The organism is Cryobacterium luteum (assembly GCF_900110125.1).
Classification (GTDB): Bacteria; Actinomycetota; Actinomycetes; order Actinomycetales; family Microbacteriaceae; genus Cryobacterium; species Cryobacterium luteum.
This window is the reverse complement of record NZ_FOCN01000011.1, coordinates 18,862-36,164: the sequence shown is the minus strand read 5'-3', so window position 1 is coordinate 36,164 and position 17,303 is coordinate 18,862. Positions and strand designations below refer to the sequence as shown.

Below are 17,303 nucleotides of genomic sequence, written 5' to 3'. Positions count from 1 at the left end.
GGAGCGCACCAGTGATGGTGGAAGACAACGAAAACAAAAAACGCAAGAGCCTGTTCGGCACTCGCAAATCAACACGGAAGGCGCTGGTCTCAGTACCGACCGTGCCGGCAATCGAGGCGCCCATCGTGCCAGTGGCCGACGCCCCCGCGAAGGTGACCATCGCCGAGTACAACAACGTCACCGGAGCCCAGCAGATGATCGACGCTACGCCAACCACCCCGGCAGACGCCACGGCCGACGACCAGGTCGCGGCCCCGGTGCGCTCGTCCTTCTCCCTGCTCTTCCAGGCGCCGGAGATTCTGCCGATGCCGGCTCGTACCGGCATCCGCTCGTCACAGCAGCAGTCCCACCAGGAACACCACGAACTTGACGACGACGACGACGTGGAGGCCACGACGGTTCGCCGCCGGGCCCGTCGTCGCACCGGCGATGAGAACCGGTCCGGAACCGACGACCCCGCCAACACGGTCGTCAAGGTGCGCGCACCCCGTGAACCCGAACTCATAACCGAACCCCAGCGCATCAAGGGGTCCACACGGCTCGAAGCAAAGAAGCAGCGCCGCCGCGACGGCCGTGACGCCGGTCGTCGTCGCCCGGTCATCACAGAGGCCGAGTTCCTCGCCCGCCGTGAGTCCGTCGACCGCCTCATGGTCGTGCGCGCCAAGCACAACAAGATTCAGATCGGTGTGCTCGAAGACGGCGTGCTGGTCGAGCACTACGTCGCCAAGAACCAGGACGCCTCGCTCATCGGCAACGTCTACCTCGGCCGGGTGCAGAACGTGCTCCCGAGCATGGAGGCCGCCTTCGTTGACATCGGCCGCGGCCGCAATGCCGTGCTGTACTCCGGTGAGGTCGACTGGGACGCCGCTGCCGAGAATTCCGGCACCAGCAACCAGGCCCGCCGCATCGAGCTTGCCCTCAAGCCCGGCGACAAGGTACTCGTGCAGGTGACCAAGGACCCGATCGGTCACAAGGGCGCCCGCCTGACCAGCCAGGTTTCCCTGCCCGGCCGTTACCTCGTCTACGTGCCCAACGGCTCGATGAACGGCATCAGCCGCAAGCTCCCCGACACCGAACGTGCGCGCCTGAAGAAGATCCTCAAGGAGGTTCTGCCCGACAACGTGGGCGTCATCGTACGCACCGCCGCCGAGGGTGCGACCGACGAACAGCTCACCGTCGACGTCAACCGACTGCGCCTGCAGTGGGCGAACATCGCCGAACAGGTCGAATCGGCCCAGGCCCCCGCCGAACTGCACAGCGAACCCGACTTGCTGGTCAAGATCGTGCGCGACGTCTTCAACGAAGACTTTCAGCGCATGGTCGTGGCCGGCCCCGACGTGCGCTCCACGATCGAGACCTATCTCAGCCAGGTCGCCCCCGACCTCCTCGAAAGGGTTGAAACCTATGAGGGCGAGGTCGACGCGTTCGACGAGTTCCGCATCTCGGAGCAGATCGAAAAGGCCCTCGACCGCAAGGTGTGGCTGCCGTCCGGCGGATCCCTCGTGATCGACCGCACCGAGGCCATGACCGTCGTCGACGTCAACACCGGCAAGTTCGTTGGCAGCGGCGGAAACCTCGAAGAGACCGTCACCAAGAACAACCTCGAAGCGGCCGAAGAAATCGTGCGCCAGCTGCGCCTGCGAGACATCGGCGGCATCATCGTCGTCGACTTCATCGACATGGTGCTCGAGTCGAACCGCGACCTCGTGTCCCGTCGCCTCATCGAGTGCCTCAGCCGTGACCGCACCAAGCATCAGGTGGCCGAGGTCACCTCGCTCGGACTCGTGCAGATGACCCGCAAGAAGCTTGGCCTGGGCCTGCTGGAATCGTTCAGCGAGAACTGCGAGGCCTGCGCAGGCCGCGGCATCATCGTGCACCACGATCCGGTCGTGAAGCACCGCCAGACCGCGCAGCCGCCGCAGGAACGCCGCCCGCGCACCAAGAACGGCAGCACGGCCGGCAGCACCGGTTCGGGCAGCAACGGGTCGGGCAGCACCCCTGGTGCCACTAACGGCTCGAGCAACCGGGACAGCTCGGGGCAGCGTGATGGAGGCAACCGTGACGCCCACTTCGGCGGCACCGGCGTTTCCGACGCGCCGAAGAGCGGCCAGGGCACCCACGGCATCACCGAGGACGCCAAGCACGCCCTCGCCTTGATCGCCGCCCGCACCATCACCCGCACCGGTTCCATTGCCATCGTTCCGGCCGAAACCCGGGCAGCGGATGCCGACGCACCGGCTCTCTCTCCGGTCGGCACCGAACAGGGCAACACCGAGCCAGCCGACACCGAACAGGGCAACACCGAGCCGGCCAACACCGAGCCGGCCGACACCGAACAGGGCAACACCGAGCCGGGAGTCACCGAGCAGGTCGTGGCTGAGCAGGCCAACACCGTCGAGACCGGCACCGAGCGTTCGCGTGGCCGCCAGTCGCGTTCGCGTGGTCAGAACGGGCGCGGTCAGCAGTCGCGCTCCGAACAGGCCCGCGCCCGTCAGGCCAGCGAGCAAGCCAGCACGCAGCAGACTGAGCCAGCGGCATCCGCTGCCCCTGTCAGTGAGCGAAGCAGCGAGCCGTTCAGCGTCGACACCGTTTCCACCCCGGCAGCGGATGCAGCACCCCGCACCCGCGGCGGCCGCAGCACCCTGGCAGCCGGCGCCCCGACAGTAGCCAGTCCGGCGGTTCAGGCGCCCGCGGCGGAACAATCCGAGTCCGTCGACATCCTCGACATTCCGGTGAAGAAGTCAACGCGCACCGCCCGGCGCCCCAGTAAGCAGGTCACCGACCAGCTGTTGGATTCGGTGCTGGACTCGCTGCCCGAACCGAAACTGCCCGGGCAGGGACGCGCGCGCAGCCGCCGCGTCACGACCGCCGGCGGTTCCACCGGCCAGGCCATGTTGACCGCGACGGGTACGACGACCGCCACATCGGCGCCCGGCCAGCCGCCGCACGGCGCCTAACCGTCGATAAAGTCAGACGGTAACGCAATCGGCGGGCAACTCCCTCTCCTGCGGCGATGGCCTCTCGGCCTCACCGCGGGGGTGCTGGTGGTGCTCGCCGTTTTCGTCGTGCGGGCAATGTCACCGGCCTTCGTCGACGAACAACTGAGCGATTTCTCGCTGCCGGACCGGGTGCAGGACACCCTGACCCTCGCGATCAGCGTCATCATCGAGTCGGTGCCGTTCGTTTTTCTGGGCATCCTGCTCTCGGCGGTCGTGCAGGTCTGGCTGCCGCACGGAGTACTGGCCCGGCACTTGCCGCGCAACCCGATTCTGCGTCGCGCGTCGATCTCGCTGCTCGGCATGTTCTTTCCGGTCTGCGAGTGCGGCAACGTCCCGCTCGCCCGCGGATTCATGGTCGGCGGGTTCACCGTCTCCGAATCGATCACTTTTCTGCTCGCCGCGCCCATTCTGAACCCGATCACCATAATCACCACGCACCAGGCCTTCGGCTGGGACGGCCATATCCTGGTGGCCCGCCTGCTCGGCGGATTCCTCATCGCCAACGTGGTCGGCTGGCTGTTCAGCAAACACCCCAACCCGCAAAGCCTGCTGACCAGCCGGTTCGCGGCGGCCTGCATGCTCGGTTCCACCAGCGGGCACGATCATGCGCACAACCGGGAGAGCCGGTTCAGCCGCACCACCGAGATTTTCATTCGCGAGACCTCGGTGATCATGCCGGCCCTGTTCATTGGTTCCGCCGTTGCCGCCCTCACCCAGGTGTTCGTTCCGCGGTCGGTGCTGCTCGCTCTCGGCAGCAACCCGGTGTGGTCGGTTTTGGCCATGATGGCCCTGGCCTTCATCGTGGCGGTCTGCTCCAACGTCGACGCCTTCTTCGTGCTGTCCTTCGGCAGCACCTTTCTGCCCGGCGGCATCGTGGCGTTTTTGGTGTTCGGCGCCCTGATCGACGTCAAGATGCTCGCCCTCATGCGCACGACCTTCACGAGTCGCACCCTGCTGCAGATCACCGTCGTGGTGGGCCTGATGAGTGCGGCGCTCGGATTGCTGGTGAACTATGTTGCCTGACCGCAAGACGAACGCTGCCCTGCGTTATTGGGCGGAGCGCTGGCAGGGCGTGCTGCTCAGCCTCGTGGTCGTCGTGGCGACCCTCTGGCTGGGCCTGAGCGGCCAGCTCGGCCTCTATATCCACCCCCGTTACTTCGTGTTCACGATGGCCATGGCAGTCATCGGGCTCGTGCTTGTGGCCGCTGGATTCGCCCGGCGCCGCACCTTCGAGGTCGAGCGCACCGGACCGGTCGAGACGACCCTGACCGGGGTGGGAGTCGTGCTGCTCCTGGTCATGGGGGTCGCCATGGTCATCGTTCCGCCGACCACCCTGAGCAGCGCGACCGCGACCCAGCGAGAGGTGAATTCCGGCGGGCTGGGCACCGATGATGACGCCGAGCAGGCTGCGACGCTCATCGGCACCGGCGACTTCGAACAGCTCAGCGTGCGGGAATGGGTGTCCCTGCTGGCCCAGTCATCCGATCCCGCCTTCTACTCCGACAAGACCGCTCAAGTGATCGGATTCGTGACACCCGACGCCCAGGACCCCGAGAACGTGTTCTACGTCGCCCGGTTCGTCGTGACCTGCTGCGCCGTCGACGCCCAGCCGATCGGCGTTCCGGTCTACCTGTCGGGCTGGCAGGCCGAATACGAGGTCGACGACTGGGTGCAGGTCACCGGCCGGTTCGACCTGAGCGTGAGCGCGGCGGCGAGCGACCCGCTCGCGATCACCCCGGTCGAAATCCTTGTCGTCGACCAGCCGAATGACCCGTATGTCTACTGACCCCTATGTCTACTGCGCCTATGTCTACTGAGCCCAGGGTTGATCTGCTGACCGGGCAACCCAGTCCGCCCCGATCGATGCGCCCGTTCCGCCGCTCCCTCTGGATACTGGTCGGTGGCCTCGTCGCCGCCTGCGCCGCGCTCATCGCCGTCAACCTGGTCAGCGGCCCCCGCCTCACCGCCGTCGACATCGACAGGGCCGCCGTCGTGTCGTCCGCCAACGCACGCCTGGTGCTTGCGACGAACCGACAACTCGAGGAGGTCACCCCTGAACAGATCAGCATCGAGCCCGCCACGACGTTCCAGGTGACGACGAGCGCAAACTCGGTCGTCATCTCCTTTTCCCAGCCGCTGGCTTACAACACCGACTACGCGGTCGCCGTGCGCGGGGTCACCGGTACGGCAGTCAATCGGGACTCAACCCTCACCGCAAAATTCAGCACGAGTGAACCCTCGCTGTACTATCTCAGTCGCGCGGCCCCGTCAGCGGATGCCGGTGCCCGCGCCGCCGACCGCATTCTGCGCACCACGACCGGTTCAGCAGACACCGACGTGGCCTTTGCTTCCCCGAACATTCAGGAATTCGTCCCGATCGGCAGCGAACTCGCCGTGGTCACGGTCAACTCCGAGCAGGGCAGTTCCGAGCACGGTGGTTCTGACTTCACGAATGCGCTCTACCGTGTCGACGCCGACGGCGCAGCCGAAGCCCTCAACCTGCCCGGCGCCGGCCTCGTGCACGACCTGCAGGCCGCGCCTGGCCAGTCGCTGCTCGGCTTTCGATTCGATAGTGCAGCGGATGCCCCCGGCCCGCACTACGACAACGTGCTGTTCGTGCTGGACCTGCGCACCAATGCGGCCACGGCGGTTCTCGACGTCGACGGCGATCCGCTCAGCGTCACGACCTGGGGCTTCATGGCCGGTCGCGCCGACATCGTCGCCCAGCAGTACGACTCCACCATGATGCTGATCAATCCGCTCGATCAGTCCGGTGGCAACCCCCTGGAAAACGAGCCGGAACTCGACCCACCGGTTCCGCTCGGGCAATTCGCCAACCTCACCGCGTTCGCACCCGACGGTGTGCGCGTCGCCGTCTCCGACCGTGACGGTCAGTATATGCTCGACCTGTCGCAGGGCACCGAGTCCATCATTGTGCCGCAGAGCGTCGTGGGCACCACGCGGTATACCGCCGAACTCCGGTTTCTCGCCGGGGGAGCAGACGGTACAGATCCCAACGGCTACGTGCAGCGGGTCGCCGAGTTCGACCCGGCCACCGGTGCCGTGCGCCAGTACCTCTCCCTCGTGCAGAACGGTGAGGCGCGCACGGTCTATGCGCCGGCATCCGCTTCGGAAACGATCGTCGGTTTCGAACTCTCTCCAAACGACCAGTTTCTGGCCGTGCAGATTGTGCCGAACCGAAACACCGAAGTCTCCGACGGTTATCCCGTCAATTCCCAGGCAGCGGATGCGACCACCCTGTTCGTGAACGTCGCCACCGGTGAGATTCGCCGCAGCGTGCTCGGGTTCGATACCAGCTGGCACTAAGGCGGCGGGGCGCCCTGGCGCTCGCGCCGTTCCCGAGCGCTCACCCGCAGACCGCTGGAGCGCAACCGCACGATCATCTCGCGAAAGGTCACCGGCAGCGCCCCGGCCGCGACCAGATCGGCGTAGCGCGCTTCGGGCACGTCGTAGTGGTCCAGATCGAAACCACGCCGGGGAATCTCGGCGGCGACCGCGAAAGCGTGCAGTTCCTCGAGATGTGAGTCGCTCACAAGGTGCGCCCACACCGTACCGTGCGCCGGCCAGCTAGGCTGGTCGATAAGTATTGCCATGATCGAAGTCTACGAGCCGCACTGTGTTTCATCCGTGGTTCAGACACGCCGTGCCGTTGGTTTGACCATGGGTAGCGGATCAGGTAAAGTCAACCCTTGGTGTGCGTTAGAAAAATAAACGCAAAGACCAGGGTTTTCTGAGTGCGCTGGGCCAGCCGGTCCGTGTACTGCAGTGAATACAGCAGACAAGTCAGAGCAGTGAGATTCCAGAATCGGAAATCCTCGGGCTCCCCAGAGATTGGTACGTAAAGTGGTTTACGCAGTTGTGCGCGCCGGAGGGCGGCAGGAGAAGGTAGAGGTCGGTACCATCGTGACGATGGACCGCATCAAGGCTGACAAGGACGGCAACGTCGAGCTGGCCGCCGTGCTTCTCGTCGACGGCGACAAGATCACCTCTGACTCTACGTCGCTGGCCAAGATCAAGGTCACCGCCGAGGTTTTGAACAACCTTCGCGGCCCGAAGATCGTCATCCAGAAGTTCAAGAACAAGACCGGGTACAAGAAGCGTCAGGGGCACCGTCAGGAGCTCACTCGCGTTCAGGTTACCGGCATTATCTAGGCCTGAGGAGATAGACAGATGGCACATAAAAAAGGTGCGAGTTCCACTCGCAACGGTCGTGACTCGAACGCCCAGCGTCTCGGCGTAAAGCGCTTCGGCGGTCAGGTTGTCGGCGCGGGCGAGATCATCGTTCGTCAGCGCGGCACGCACTTCCACCCCGGCGTCAACGTTGGCCGTGGCGGCGACGACACGCTCTTCGCCCTCGAAGCCGGCTCCGTGCAGTTCGGTGCCAAGGGTGGCCGCAAGGTCATCAACATCGTGGTGGCGGCCGAGTAGGTTCGCATAATTTGATCGTCAGGGCGGGCTTCGGTCCGCCCTGACGTGTTTGTCCGTCGAACGATTTTCTGCACGATCTTGTAGTTTCACCGCATTCGTTTCATAGCACCTCTGTTTTGAAGCATTTCTTGCGCCACCTGAAAGGGGCACTCCATGGCCACATTCGTTGACCACGTGACGCTGCATTTACGAGCGGGCAATGGAGGAAACGGATGCGTTTCGGTCAAACGTGAGAAGTTCAAACCCCTCGCCGGCCCCGACGGTGGTAACGGCGGCGGCGGCGGAGACCTGGTTCTCGTCGCCGACCCGAGCACGACCACCCTGCTCGGCTACCACCGTTCGCCACACCGCAGCTCCGACAATGGCGGCCCCGGAATGGGCGATCACCGCAACGGCCACAACGGTGAGATGCGTGAACTCATGGTTCCCATCGGCACCGTGGTCAAGGACGTGGAGGGCAACCAGCTCCTCGACATGAACGAACCCGGGCTGCGCCTCATCGTCGCGCCCGGTGGCCAGGGCGGGCTCGGCAACGCCGCCCTCGCCTCGACCAAGCGCAAGGCTCCCGGCTTCGCCCTGCTCGGCACGCTCGGCTGGGAAGGCGACGTCTACCTCGAACTCAAGACCGTCGCGGACGTTGCTCTCGTCGGGTACCCGTCCGCCGGCAAGTCGAGCCTGATCGCCGCAATGAGCGCCGCTCGGCCTAAGATCGCCGACTACCCCTTCACCACCCTGCACCCCAACCTCGGCGTTGTCGAGTCGGGTGAGTCGCGCTACACTATCGCCGACGTGCCCGGCCTGATCGAGGGCGCGAGCGAGGGTAAAGGCCTCGGCCTTGAATTTTTGCGACATGTGGAACGCTGCACGGCCCTGCTGCACGTTCTGGACTGCGCCACGCTCGAGCCCGGCCGCGACCCGATCAGTGACCTCGACGTCATTCTCGGTGAACTCGACGCCTACCCGGTACCCGAGGGCCAGAAGCCGCTGCTGCAGCGCTCCCAGCTCATCGCCCTGAACAAGATCGATGTTCCCGAAGGCCGCGAACTGGCCGCTTTCGTCAAGGCCGACCTCGAAGCCCGCGGGTACCGCGTGTTCGAGATCTCCAGCGTCACCCACGAAGGGCTCAAGCAACTCAACTACGCCCTCGCCGAGGTCGTTGAGCAGGGCCGCGCCGAGGCTGCCGCAGCCGAAGCGAAGAAGCCGCGCATCATCATCCGTCCCAAGGCCGTCGACGAGGGTGGCTTCGTCATCAAGGTCGAGGGTGGCACCTTCGGCAACATTTACCGCATTCTGGGCACGAAGCCGGAGCGCTGGATTCAGCAGACCGACTTCACCAACGACGAGGCCGTCGGCTTCCTCGCGGACCGACTCGCCAAGCTCGGTATCGAGAACGAGCTGTACAAATCCGGTGCCGTCGCGGGTTCGACCGTCATCATCGGCCCGGGCCACGGTGTCGTGTTCGACTGGGAGCCCACTCTCACGTCGACCGCCGAGCTCATCACCGCTCCCCGCGGCACCGACGCTCGCCTCGACGAGCCCAAGCGCCGCACCAGCAACGAACGTCGCGAAGAGTACTTTGGCCGGATGGACGCCAAGTCGTCGGCCCGAGCCGAACTCATTCGTGAGCGCGAAGCGGGCATGTGGCAGACCGGCGAAGAGGAATACAACGAAGATGTGCGTCTTGCCGATGTGGAGCTGACCGCCGATGGGGGAGTCGCCGACACCGCGCCGACCGACACCGCGCCGACCGACACCGCGCCGACCGACACCGGAGCAGAAGCCGACGCCGAACTCGAAACCGATACCGAAACCGAAGTTGGCGGCGACACAACGAAAGAAGTTCAGAAGTGAGTGGCTTAGCCAGAGACAACGTAGCGGGCGCGAAACGTGTCGTTGTGAAGGTCGGGTCCTCCTCGATCAGCGGCGAGAATTCCGACCAGATCACCCCCCTCGTTGACGCCCTGGCCGAGGCCTACGGTCGCGGCACCGAGGTCGTGCTGATTTCGTCGGGCGCCGTCGCCACCGGTATGCCCTTCCTCAACCTGGAGGAGCGACCCAGCGACGTTGCCACCCAGCAGGCGGCGGCCGCCGTCGGGCAGAACGTGCTGATCTTTCGCTACCAGGAAAGCCTCGACCGCTACGGCATCGCGGCCGGCACCGTGCTGCTCACCGAGGGCGACGCCCTCAAAGAACCGCACCGCAGCAACACCCGTCGTGCGCTGGAACGCCTGCTCGACCTGCGTATTTTGCCCGTCGTCAACGAGAACGACACCGTGGCCGTCTACGGTTTGCGGTTCGGCAGCAACGACCGCCTCGCGGCGCTCGTCGCGACCCTCATCCACGCTGACCTGCTGATCATGCTCAGCGACGTCGACGCGCTCTACACCAAGCCGCCGCACCTGCCGGGGGCGGAGAAACTCGATTTCATTGCCGCCGACGACCCGCTCGATGGCTTCGAATTCAGCTCCAGCGGAGCAACCGGCGTCGGAACCGGGGGAGCGAGCACCAAGGTCGTCGCTGCTCGCCTCGCCACCAAGGCCGGCACCGCCGTTCTGGTCACCTCAACCGAACTGGCCGCTGCCGCTCTTCGCGGCGATAATGTAGGCACCTGGTTTGAGCCGACGGCCAGCGAAGAGCGGCGCGCACTGCTCTAATTACTGCAGCGGCGATCATGTTGGCACCTGGTTTGAGCCGACGGCCAGCGAAGACCGGCGCGCACTGCTCTAATTACTGCAGCGGCGATCATGTTGGCACCTGGTTTGAGCCGACGGCCAGCGCCGAGAGTCGCGCGCTGCTCTGATCAGGCGTGCGGGTCGGCTGCGCTAAACTGCCGATGGTCGCACTACGCGTCCAGAATTCTTGCCGGAGGGCCAGTTGCTTGTGGGGTTGCGCGTCGTCAATGGTTTCAGCGTGAGTATCGTCGGCCGAACCAGCCTCCGCCGATGAGGGCCCAGTCGCAGCACGCCGTTCGTTCGGCGGCACGCATTGTCGTCAAGGTCGGTTCCTCCTCGATCAGCGGTGAGAATGCCGGGCAGATCGCACCGCTCGTCGACGCCCTCGCCGAAGCGCACAGCCGCGGCACCGAAGTCATTCTGGTGTCATCGGGCGCGATTGCGATCGGCATGCCGTACCTGCAACTGCAGGAACGGCCGACCGACCTGGCCACCCAGCAGGCAGCGGCATCCGTTGGCCAGAATCTGCTGATCTTTCGGTACCAGGACAGCCTTGACCGGTACGACATCGTCGCCGGACAGGTGCTGCTCACGGCGAGCGATCTCGACAATGCCACCCACCGCGGAAACGCCCAGCGGGCGATGGAACGCTTGATGGCGCTGCGGATCCTGCCGATCGTGAACGAGAACGACACGGTGGCGACGCACGAGATCCGATTCGGCGACAACGACCGGCTTGCCGCCCTCGTCGCCATCCTGATCGGTGCCGACCTGCTCGTGCTGCTCAGCGACGTCGATGCCCTCTACACCTGCCCGCCGCACCTGCCCGGCGCCGAGCGCATCAGCCACGTCGCCTCCGGTGATCCGCTCGTCGGTATGGAATTCGGCGCGACCAAGGTCAACGGTGTTGGCACCGGGGGAGCCAGCACCAAGATTTCGGCCGCCCGGATCGCCGCTCAGGCCGGTACCGCCGTGCTCGTCACCGCGACCGGGCTGGTGGCCGAGGCACTGCGCGGAGAACCGGTCGGAACCTGGTTCGAACCATCGGCCGCACCGTCAGCCCTCCGTCTGCCTTAGCCGGCCGAAATAGTCCCTGCCCATGCCCTCCGGTAAACTGGAGGGCATGTTGCAGTCATTGAACGATGTCGCCCAGCTCACGCCCACCCTCGAGGCCGCCCGCACCGCCTCGCTGTCGCTCGCTTCCGCACCGACACAGGTGAAAAACGCAGCACTCAAACTGGTCGCTCAGTCGCTGCGCGACCACGTCGACCAGATCGTCACGGCTAACCAGGCCGATCTCGCAGCCGGGGCCACCAACGGTCTCACCGCCGGCCTGCTCGACCGTCTCAAGCTCGACGCGCCGCGCATCGCCGCCCTCGCCGACTCCGTCGAACAGATCGCCCTGCTGACCGACCCGGTCGGTCAGGTCGTGCGCGGCAGCAGCCTGCCCAACGGCATCAAGATCAGCCAGGTGCGTGTTCCCTTCGGCGTCATCGGCGTCATCTATGAGGCTCGCCCCAACGTCACCGTGGACCTCGCCGCCCTCGCGCTGAAGAGCGGCAATGCCGTTGTGCTCCGCGGCGGCTCAGCCGCGGAGAACAGCAACCGAGTGCTCGTTGATCTCGTGCAGGCGGCCCTCACCGCGGCCGGGCTCAACCCCGACTCGGTGCAGACTATCGATCCCTTCGGCCGTGCCGGAGCCACTGAGCTCATGAAAGCGCGCGGCTACGTCGACGTGCTCATACCGCGGGGAAGTGCGAACCTCATCCAGACCGTGGTGACTGAGTCCCAGGTGCCGGTCATCGAGACCGGTGCGGGCGTCGTGCACGTGTTCCTCGACGAGTCGGCGACAAAGCAGTGGGCGATCGACATCGTGCACAACTCCAAGACTCACCGGCCGAGCGTCTGCAACGCCCTGGAAACTCTGCTCGTGCACCGCAGCGCGGCCGAACGACTGCTTCCCGATGTGCTGGCCAAGCTCGCGGCATCCGGTGTCACCATTCACGCGGATGCTCGCGCGCGCGCCCTCTATCCCGCCGCGGTCCCGGCAACCGATGACGACTGGGGCACGGAACACATGAGCCTGGACATCTCGGTGGCGATCGTGGATTCGCTCGACGAGGCCATCGAGCACATTCGTCGCTATTCCACCGGGCACACCGAGTCGATCATCACCAACGATCTGCAGAACGCCGAGCGATTCCTGAACGAGGTCGATTCGGCGGCGGTCATGGTCAATACCTCGACCCGGTTCACCGACGGCGGCGAATTCGGCTTCGGCGCCGAGGTGGGCATTTCCACCCAGAAGCTGCATGCCAGAGGGCCCATGGGTTTGCCCGAGCTGACCAGCACAAAATGGATCGTGCGCGGCACGGGACAGGTGCGTGCCTGAGTTCGGACGACGCCGGGGTCCGGCTAGAATAGGGCGACGGCGTGAGCCGTCAGGCCCGCGACCCGTCGCAGCCGCCTCAAGCCGCGCCTGACCCCGTGGCCCGTGAATGGAGAACCGATGTATTTTCTGAGTGCCGTGCTGACCGAGGTCGAGCACATCGCCCTCCCGTTGCCGCTCATCGTCTACCCGATGGTCGCCGCCGTGCTGTTTCTGGCCCTCGGCGTTGTGCTGTGGAGCTTTCGCGAGGTCGCCAACCGCCACAGCGGCAAGGCTGACGCCTACGCCGCAGCGCACGGCGGACACAGCGGTACGTCCACTTCCGGTGGCCACTAGAAGCCTGGTCTTACCGTGACAGTTCGACGGCCGCGCATCGGCGTAATGGGCGGAACGTTCGACCCCATTCACCATGGGCACCTCGTTGCTGCCAGTGAGGTCGCGCAGAGTTTTGACCTCGACGAGGTCATTTTCGTGCCGACCGGCCAGCCCTGGCAGAAGAGCGGGGTGACCCGCGGCGAACATCGGTACCTGATGACCGTGATCGCAACCGCGTCCAATCCGCGGTTCACCGTGAGTCGAGTCGATATCGACCGTGTGGGGCCGACGTACACCATTGACACGCTGCGCGACCTGCACGAGGAACGGCCCGGCGCGGAGCTGTTCTTCATTACCGGAGCGGATGCGATCACCCAGATTCTCGGCTGGAAAGATGTGCGCGAGCTCTGGCAGCTGGCGCACTTCGTCGCTGTGAGTCGTCCGGGCCATGAGCTGAGCGTTTCGGGTTTGCCGAACCAGGACGTAAGCTTATTGGAAGTTCCGGCACTGGCTATTTCGTCCACTGACTGCCGGGCACGGGTCAATCGGGGATTCCCGGTCTGGTATCTGGTTCCCGACGGGGTCGTCCAGTACATCTCAAAGCATCATCTGTATCGGAGTGTGGCATGACGTTGGGAGACCCTCAGCCGCTCAGCCGACGTCAGGCGCGTGAGCGTGCCCGCAGCCAGGGTGACGACGGTGTCCTCGTCAACGAGGCCATTCCCACGCTGGACGTTCCGGTGCTGGCTCCGGCCGCGCTTCGCCCGGCATCCTTCGCTGCATCAACCTCGGCGTCATCACGACGTTCGAGTCGGCACCATTCCATTTCCGAGTCGGACGCCGAGGCTGAGTCGCCGTCGATCGAGGCCACAGAGCCAGCACACCCGAACGAGCCCACCGCGGTGAGTTCGGCGCCGCACATCCTGAGCCGCCGGGAACTGCGCGCCCTGCACGCGCGGGAAGAACTGGCAAAGCCCGACGCTGCCCCGGCCGCAGCTGCACCCTCAGATTCCGAGCTGGTCGAGGCGGAGCTGATCGAGCCCGAGCCGACCCAGTCCACCGCTGCTCCGCTCGTTGAACCCGAACAGATGTATGCCGAACCGATCGCGGCTGAACCGATCGAGCCCGAACCGATCGTGCCCGAACCGGTCGTGCCCGAACCGATCCGGCCGCACGAGGAGCGGTCCAGTGCGACTTCCGCCTGGACACCGCCCATCGGGCACTGGTCCGTCGACGCGGATACACCGCGGGTCGATCTGTCGCAGCCCGACCAGTCGCTCGACGAACTGATCAACCGCGGAATCGGGGCCGGTGGCATTCCCACCACCACGAATGCGCTGATTCTGCCATCCATACCCCACCAGCCCAGCAGTGCAAGCCCAATCTCCAACACCGGTGAGATCATGATCACCGGGTCGTTCGATCTGCCGCGCAGTCTTGGTTCGACCGGTGCTCACCCGAACCTGTTTGATTCGTCGGAGATGGACCACATGATGGACCAGCTCGACGCCGATCAGCTGGGTGGGGATTCGGCTCCGGTCAGCGCAAGTCGTGCGGTTAGCACCCACGCTTCCACACGGGGCATGTTGACCCCGCCGAAGAAACAGCGCGCGTCGCTTCCCATGATCTCGGTCATCGCAACGGCTGTTCTGGCGGTCGGCGTACTGGCGCTGTTCGTCATCGGCTATCTCTCGGGCGCTTACTAGTGGCCTCCGGTACCCGCCCCACCCATTTCTGCTTCGCGAGCCTATGTGGCTCGCCGTCGTTGTTTCCCCTTATCATCGCCGCGAGCGCATTCACGCCCCGGGGCACAATCTCAAGGATTCATTCATGACCACTTCACCTCACGCACTCGAGCTGCTCTCCATCGCTGTCGCCGCCGCCGACTCGAAGGGAGGAGAAGACCTGGTTGCCCTCGACGTCTCGAACCCGCTTCCCCTGGCCGACATCTTCTTCATCGTCACGGGGCGCTCCGAGCGCAACGTCGTCGCCATCGCCGGTGAGATCGAAGACAAGCTCATCGAGGCCGGCCATAAGCCGCTGCGCCGCGAAGGGCGCGCTGCCGGCCGCTGGGTGCTCGTGGACTTCGGCGACCTGGTTGTTCACGTCTTCCACGAGGAGGAGCGTCAGTACTACTCCCTCGAGCGCCTTTGGAAAGACTGCCCGGTTATCCCGACCGGTATCCCGTCGAAGGTGGCGGCAGAAAACGCGGCCGACGCGGTCTCCGATGAGGTCGCGGAGTAGCTTTGGTTTCGCAGATCACATTCTGTGTTGTAAGCTAACAAAGTTGTTTCGGAGAGATTCGGAACAGCAATCTGGGTCCGTGGCGCAGCTGGTAGCGCACCTGCATGGCATGCAGGGGGTCAGGGGTTCGAATCCCCTCGGATCCACCAAAGAAGAAGTAGCCCCGACAATGTCGGGGTTATTTTTTTGTGCCTGCGACGCTGTGCTAAATATTCTTTCCGATATTTTTTCGGAGCGGATGCTGCGGAACGTTCGGGAAACCGCGCAGGAAGCAGAGCCGACCTGTGGGCGGTGCCGGAAAGGTGGAGGCAAAAAGAAATATCGCGTGGCGGGTATCGCAAAAGCGGTATGGCCAGCGATAATTCGTTAGTGGCTAATGCCACATGCGAATGTATCCATCCCGAATGTATTCGACACCCCATTGGAGAATTTCAGAATGAAGAAGACCACGGTTCAACTGCTGGATGACCTTGACGGCACCGTTATCGAGAATGGCTCCGGAGCTACCGTTTCGTACACGTTTGACGGAGACTCCTATGAGATTGATCTGTCCGCAGAAAACCTCGCTGAATTTCGCGCGGCCGTGAAACCGTATATCAACGTATCGCGGCGCGTGGGTTATGTTCCCGCCAAGCCGCGCGCTGCCGGTTCGGCCGGTTCCGACCGCGCCGAGCTGCAGGCCATCCGGGCCTGGGCGGCCGCCAACGACGTTCAGGTGTCCGATCGCGGGCGCATTGCGGGAACCGTACGCGAGGCCTACGCAAACGCTCAGGCCAAGTAGAGGCCCGCAGGCTCCAGCCTTCCTGAGCTCAGCTTCACCGGCCATGAATCACCAGGATGAACGGTGTCCCTGCCTGAGCGGGGACACCTATTCGGTGTGCTGCGCACGTTTTCATATCGATGCAGCCCAATCGCCCACAGCCGAGTGGCTTATGCGTTCGCGGTATAGCGCCTTTGCCTACGGTGACGTACAGTATCTGCTGAAATCGTGGCATCCGCTCACCAGACCGGAGCGACTCGAATTGGATGCGGCGATATCGTGGCGGCGGCTCGATATCGTGCGCACCGAACGCGGCGGTCTGCTCGATAACGCAGGAGTCGTGGAATTCATCGCTCATTACCGGGAGAACGGAATTGCAGCACAGCAACACGAAGTCAGCCGCTTTCGCAAAACTGACCACCGGTGGTATTACCTTGATTCCTTGCCGGATAGTTCGGCCGTTTAGTTCCTTGGAGGTGACCTCCCAGAAAGCGGGCTTAGATTGGGGTGCATGTCTGAGCATCTGTCCCGGGATATGGCCAGCGGAAGCGATCCGCGGCATCCGGTGCGTCGTGTTCTGCGTCGCACGCGTGCCTGGGTAGACGGGCACCCCTACCTGCTGTTCGCTTATCGCCTTGGCGTTGGGCTGCTCGGCACGATCATCATCGTGATCGGCGTCGTGCTCATTCCCCTGCCGGGTCCCGGCTGGCTCATCGTCTTTCTAGGCCTCGCCGTACTTGGAACGGAGTTCGCCGCGGCCCGTCGGGTGGGCGAATTCTTCAAACGCATCGTGACGCGGGCGTGGGCGTGGTGGCGAGCTCGCCGCGAGCGCCGGGTGTCGAGCTCCGCCTGATGCCCCCGGGTGAGGTACCGCCGAGAGAGCCGGGCCGTCAGCGACCGAAGTGCAGAGCCGGGGCGCTGAAGAAGAGCGATGCCAGCAAGGCCACGTAAACGATGACGAAGATCGCCGGAGTGACGTAGCGCACGACATTCACCCACCGAGCCATGGCCACGACGCATCGGGCGAGCGAGCCGGGTGTTTCCAGGGCGCGCAGGTCGGCGATGACGGCAAGCCCCTCATTCGCGGCGGAAATCTGCGCGAGTGCACCGAAGATTCCCGACGCCAGCAGAATACCCGCCGCGGCAATGCGCACGCTCAGGTCGGCGGTCGGGAGGCCGAGGGCGAGAAAGCCGACGATGGCAGTCAGGAGAAAGGTCGGGGCTGCCTGAGACGCGATGATGTGCGCCCGCGCTTTGACCCAGTGGCCGATGAGCTCAGATTCTGTCATGGTGACTCCCGTCCTCGTGGCGCCGCCGATGGCACCACTCCATTCTTGCAGGGCCGGGCATTCTTGCAGGGCCGGGCCTTTTTCGCGGGGTGGGGCCCGGGTGACCGGATATGTCAGCGGATGCCTGTAGCGTATTCTCCAAGCGCGATTCGGTCACCCGCAGCGCGGTGCTATGTCGCTGCTCGT

At 64.7% G+C, this 17,303-nt stretch carries 19 protein-coding genes and 1 tRNA gene; 18 read left to right on the top strand and 2 right to left on the bottom strand.

Features of this window, described 5'->3' with window-relative positions:
• Positions 1 to 14 precede the first annotated feature (14 nt).
• The 4 genes from BMW72_RS11800 to BMW72_RS11785 all read left to right on the top strand — a co-directional run bounded on the left by BMW72_RS11800 (position 15) and on the right by BMW72_RS11785 (position 6,326).
• Positions 15 to 2,957, top strand: a complete 2,943-nt coding sequence (locus BMW72_RS11800; RefSeq protein ID WP_134450284.1) for an Rne/Rng family ribonuclease — start codon at positions 15 to 17, stop codon at positions 2,955 to 2,957.
• Between the two features lie 87 nt (positions 2,958 to 3,044).
• Complete coding sequence (locus BMW72_RS11795) at positions 3,045 to 4,022, top strand: permease (protein WP_241983753.1); 978 nt, start codon at positions 3,045 to 3,047, stop codon at positions 4,020 to 4,022.
• Positions 4,012 to 4,785, top strand: coding sequence for a TIGR03943 family putative permease subunit (locus BMW72_RS11790; protein WP_092110790.1), 774 nt, complete (start codon positions 4,012 to 4,014; stop codon positions 4,783 to 4,785). The genes BMW72_RS11795 and BMW72_RS11790 overlap by 11 nt, the downstream gene beginning before the upstream one ends.
• 20 nt (positions 4,786 to 4,805) lie before the next feature.
• Entirely contained in the window at positions 4,806 to 6,326 is a 1,521-nt protein-coding gene (locus BMW72_RS11785) for a hypothetical protein (protein ID WP_134360331.1), read from the top strand.
• Here BMW72_RS11785 and BMW72_RS11780 read toward each other — a convergent pair.
• Positions 6,323 to 6,613 carry a DUF4031 domain-containing protein gene (locus BMW72_RS11780; protein WP_092110786.1) on the bottom strand — a complete coding sequence of 97 codons (291 nt, stop codon included), beginning with the start codon at positions 6,611 to 6,613 and terminating at the stop codon, positions 6,323 to 6,325. The genes BMW72_RS11785 and BMW72_RS11780 overlap by 4 nt on opposite strands.
• A gap of 250 nt (positions 6,614 to 6,863) precedes the next feature.
• On the opposite strand from BMW72_RS11780, the gene rplU reads away from it, so the two are divergent.
• The 14 genes from rplU to BMW72_RS11710 all read left to right on the top strand — a co-directional run bounded on the left by rplU (position 6,864) and on the right by BMW72_RS11710 (position 16,681).
• On the top strand, positions 6,864 to 7,172 hold the full coding sequence (rplU, locus tag BMW72_RS11775) for a 50S ribosomal protein L21 (RefSeq protein WP_092110784.1): 309 nt from the start codon (positions 6,864 to 6,866) through the stop codon (positions 7,170 to 7,172).
• 18 nt (positions 7,173 to 7,190) lie between these two features.
• The gene (gene rpmA, locus BMW72_RS11770) at positions 7,191 to 7,448 is read left to right on the top strand and encodes a 50S ribosomal protein L27 (protein ID WP_035836705.1); all 258 of its coding nucleotides are present in this window, start codon (positions 7,191 to 7,193) and stop codon (positions 7,446 to 7,448) included.
• 153 nt (positions 7,449 to 7,601) lie between these two features.
• The gene (gene obgE, locus BMW72_RS11765; protein ID WP_092110782.1) at positions 7,602 to 9,299 is read left to right on the top strand and encodes a GTPase ObgE; all 1,698 of its coding nucleotides are present in this window, start codon (positions 7,602 to 7,604) and stop codon (positions 9,297 to 9,299) included.
• Positions 9,296 to 10,102: a glutamate 5-kinase gene (gene proB / locus BMW72_RS11760; protein WP_092110780.1), complete on the top strand. Its 807-nt coding sequence runs from the start codon at positions 9,296 to 9,298 to the stop codon at positions 10,100 to 10,102. The genes obgE and proB (BMW72_RS11760) overlap by 4 nt, the downstream gene beginning before the upstream one ends.
• A gap of 288 nt (positions 10,103 to 10,390) precedes the next feature.
• A complete protein-coding gene (gene proB, locus BMW72_RS11755) occupies positions 10,391 to 11,197 on the top strand; it encodes a glutamate 5-kinase (RefSeq protein ID WP_092110779.1) in 807 nt (268 codons plus the stop codon).
• Positions 11,198 to 11,243: 46 nt separating this feature from the next.
• Complete coding sequence (locus BMW72_RS11750) at positions 11,244 to 12,512, top strand: glutamate-5-semialdehyde dehydrogenase (protein WP_092110777.1); 1,269 nt, start codon at positions 11,244 to 11,246, stop codon at positions 12,510 to 12,512.
• A 117-nt stretch (positions 12,513 to 12,629) separates the two neighbouring features.
• On the top strand, positions 12,630 to 12,845 hold the full coding sequence (locus BMW72_RS11745; RefSeq protein WP_092110775.1) for a hypothetical protein: 216 nt from the start codon (positions 12,630 to 12,632) through the stop codon (positions 12,843 to 12,845).
• A gap of 15 nt (positions 12,846 to 12,860) precedes the next feature.
• On the top strand, positions 12,861 to 13,454 hold the full coding sequence (gene nadD / locus BMW72_RS11740; RefSeq protein WP_092110773.1) for a nicotinate-nucleotide adenylyltransferase: 594 nt from the start codon (positions 12,861 to 12,863) through the stop codon (positions 13,452 to 13,454).
• Entirely contained in the window at positions 13,451 to 14,530 is a 1,080-nt protein-coding gene (locus tag BMW72_RS11735; protein WP_092110771.1) for a hypothetical protein, read from the top strand. Before nadD ends, BMW72_RS11735 begins: the two co-directional genes overlap by 4 nt.
• 124 nt (positions 14,531 to 14,654) lie before the next feature.
• Positions 14,655 to 15,068: a ribosome silencing factor gene (gene rsfS, locus BMW72_RS11730; protein ID WP_092110769.1), complete on the top strand. Its 414-nt coding sequence runs from the start codon at positions 14,655 to 14,657 to the stop codon at positions 15,066 to 15,068.
• Positions 15,069 to 15,141: 73 nt separating this feature from the next.
• A tRNA-Ala gene (locus BMW72_RS11725) sits at positions 15,142 to 15,217 on the top strand.
• Between the two features lie 287 nt (positions 15,218 to 15,504).
• Positions 15,505 to 15,849 (top strand): histone-like nucleoid-structuring protein Lsr2, encoded by a 345-nt coding sequence (locus tag BMW72_RS11720; RefSeq protein ID WP_092110767.1) that lies wholly within the window; start codon positions 15,505 to 15,507, stop codon positions 15,847 to 15,849.
• Between the two features lie 43 nt (positions 15,850 to 15,892).
• The gene (locus BMW72_RS11715) at positions 15,893 to 16,294 is read left to right on the top strand and encodes a YchJ family protein (RefSeq protein ID WP_092110765.1); all 402 of its coding nucleotides are present in this window, start codon (positions 15,893 to 15,895) and stop codon (positions 16,292 to 16,294) included.
• Positions 16,295 to 16,339: 45 nt separating this feature from the next.
• Entirely contained in the window at positions 16,340 to 16,681 is a 342-nt protein-coding gene (locus tag BMW72_RS11710) for a TIGR02611 family protein (protein ID WP_092110763.1), read from the top strand.
• Positions 16,682 to 16,718: 37 nt separating this feature from the next.
• On the opposite strand, the gene BMW72_RS11705 is transcribed toward BMW72_RS11710, so the two are convergent.
• Positions 16,719 to 17,117 (bottom strand): hypothetical protein, encoded by a 399-nt coding sequence (locus tag BMW72_RS11705; protein WP_092110761.1) that lies wholly within the window; start codon positions 17,115 to 17,117, stop codon positions 16,719 to 16,721.
• Positions 17,118 to 17,303: the final 186 nt, after the last annotated feature.

Coding starts and splice junctions, on each gene's coding strand:
- obgE (WP_092110782.1), top strand. CDS start 7,602: ATGGCCACATTCGTTGACCACGTGACGCTGCATTTACGAGCGGGCAAT.
- BMW72_RS11715 (WP_092110765.1), top strand. CDS start 15,893: ATGAATCACCAGGATGAACGGTGTCCCTGCCTGAGCGGGGACACCTAT.
- BMW72_RS11710 (WP_092110763.1), top strand. CDS start 16,340: ATGTCTGAGCATCTGTCCCGGGATATGGCCAGCGGAAGCGATCCGCGG.
- proB (WP_092110779.1), top strand. CDS start 10,391: ATGAGGGCCCAGTCGCAGCACGCCGTTCGTTCGGCGGCACGCATTGTC.
- BMW72_RS11705 (WP_092110761.1), bottom strand. CDS start 17,117: ATGACAGAATCTGAGCTCATCGGCCACTGGGTCAAAGCGCGGGCGCAC.
- BMW72_RS11735 (WP_092110771.1), top strand. CDS start 13,451: ATGACGTTGGGAGACCCTCAGCCGCTCAGCCGACGTCAGGCGCGTGAG.
- BMW72_RS11800 (WP_134450284.1), top strand. CDS start 15: ATGGTGGAAGACAACGAAAACAAAAAACGCAAGAGCCTGTTCGGCACT.
- BMW72_RS11790 (WP_092110790.1), top strand. CDS start 4,012: ATGTTGCCTGACCGCAAGACGAACGCTGCCCTGCGTTATTGGGCGGAG.
- BMW72_RS11720 (WP_092110767.1), top strand. CDS start 15,505: ATGAAGAAGACCACGGTTCAACTGCTGGATGACCTTGACGGCACCGTT.
- BMW72_RS11780 (WP_092110786.1), bottom strand. CDS start 6,613: ATGGCAATACTTATCGACCAGCCTAGCTGGCCGGCGCACGGTACGGTG.
- BMW72_RS11785 (WP_134360331.1), top strand. CDS start 4,806: ATGTCTACTGAGCCCAGGGTTGATCTGCTGACCGGGCAACCCAGTCCG.
- rpmA (WP_035836705.1), top strand. CDS start 7,191: ATGGCACATAAAAAAGGTGCGAGTTCCACTCGCAACGGTCGTGACTCG.
- BMW72_RS11745 (WP_092110775.1), top strand. CDS start 12,630: ATGTATTTTCTGAGTGCCGTGCTGACCGAGGTCGAGCACATCGCCCTC.
- BMW72_RS11750 (WP_092110777.1), top strand. CDS start 11,244: ATGTTGCAGTCATTGAACGATGTCGCCCAGCTCACGCCCACCCTCGAG.
- rsfS (WP_092110769.1), top strand. CDS start 14,655: ATGACCACTTCACCTCACGCACTCGAGCTGCTCTCCATCGCTGTCGCC.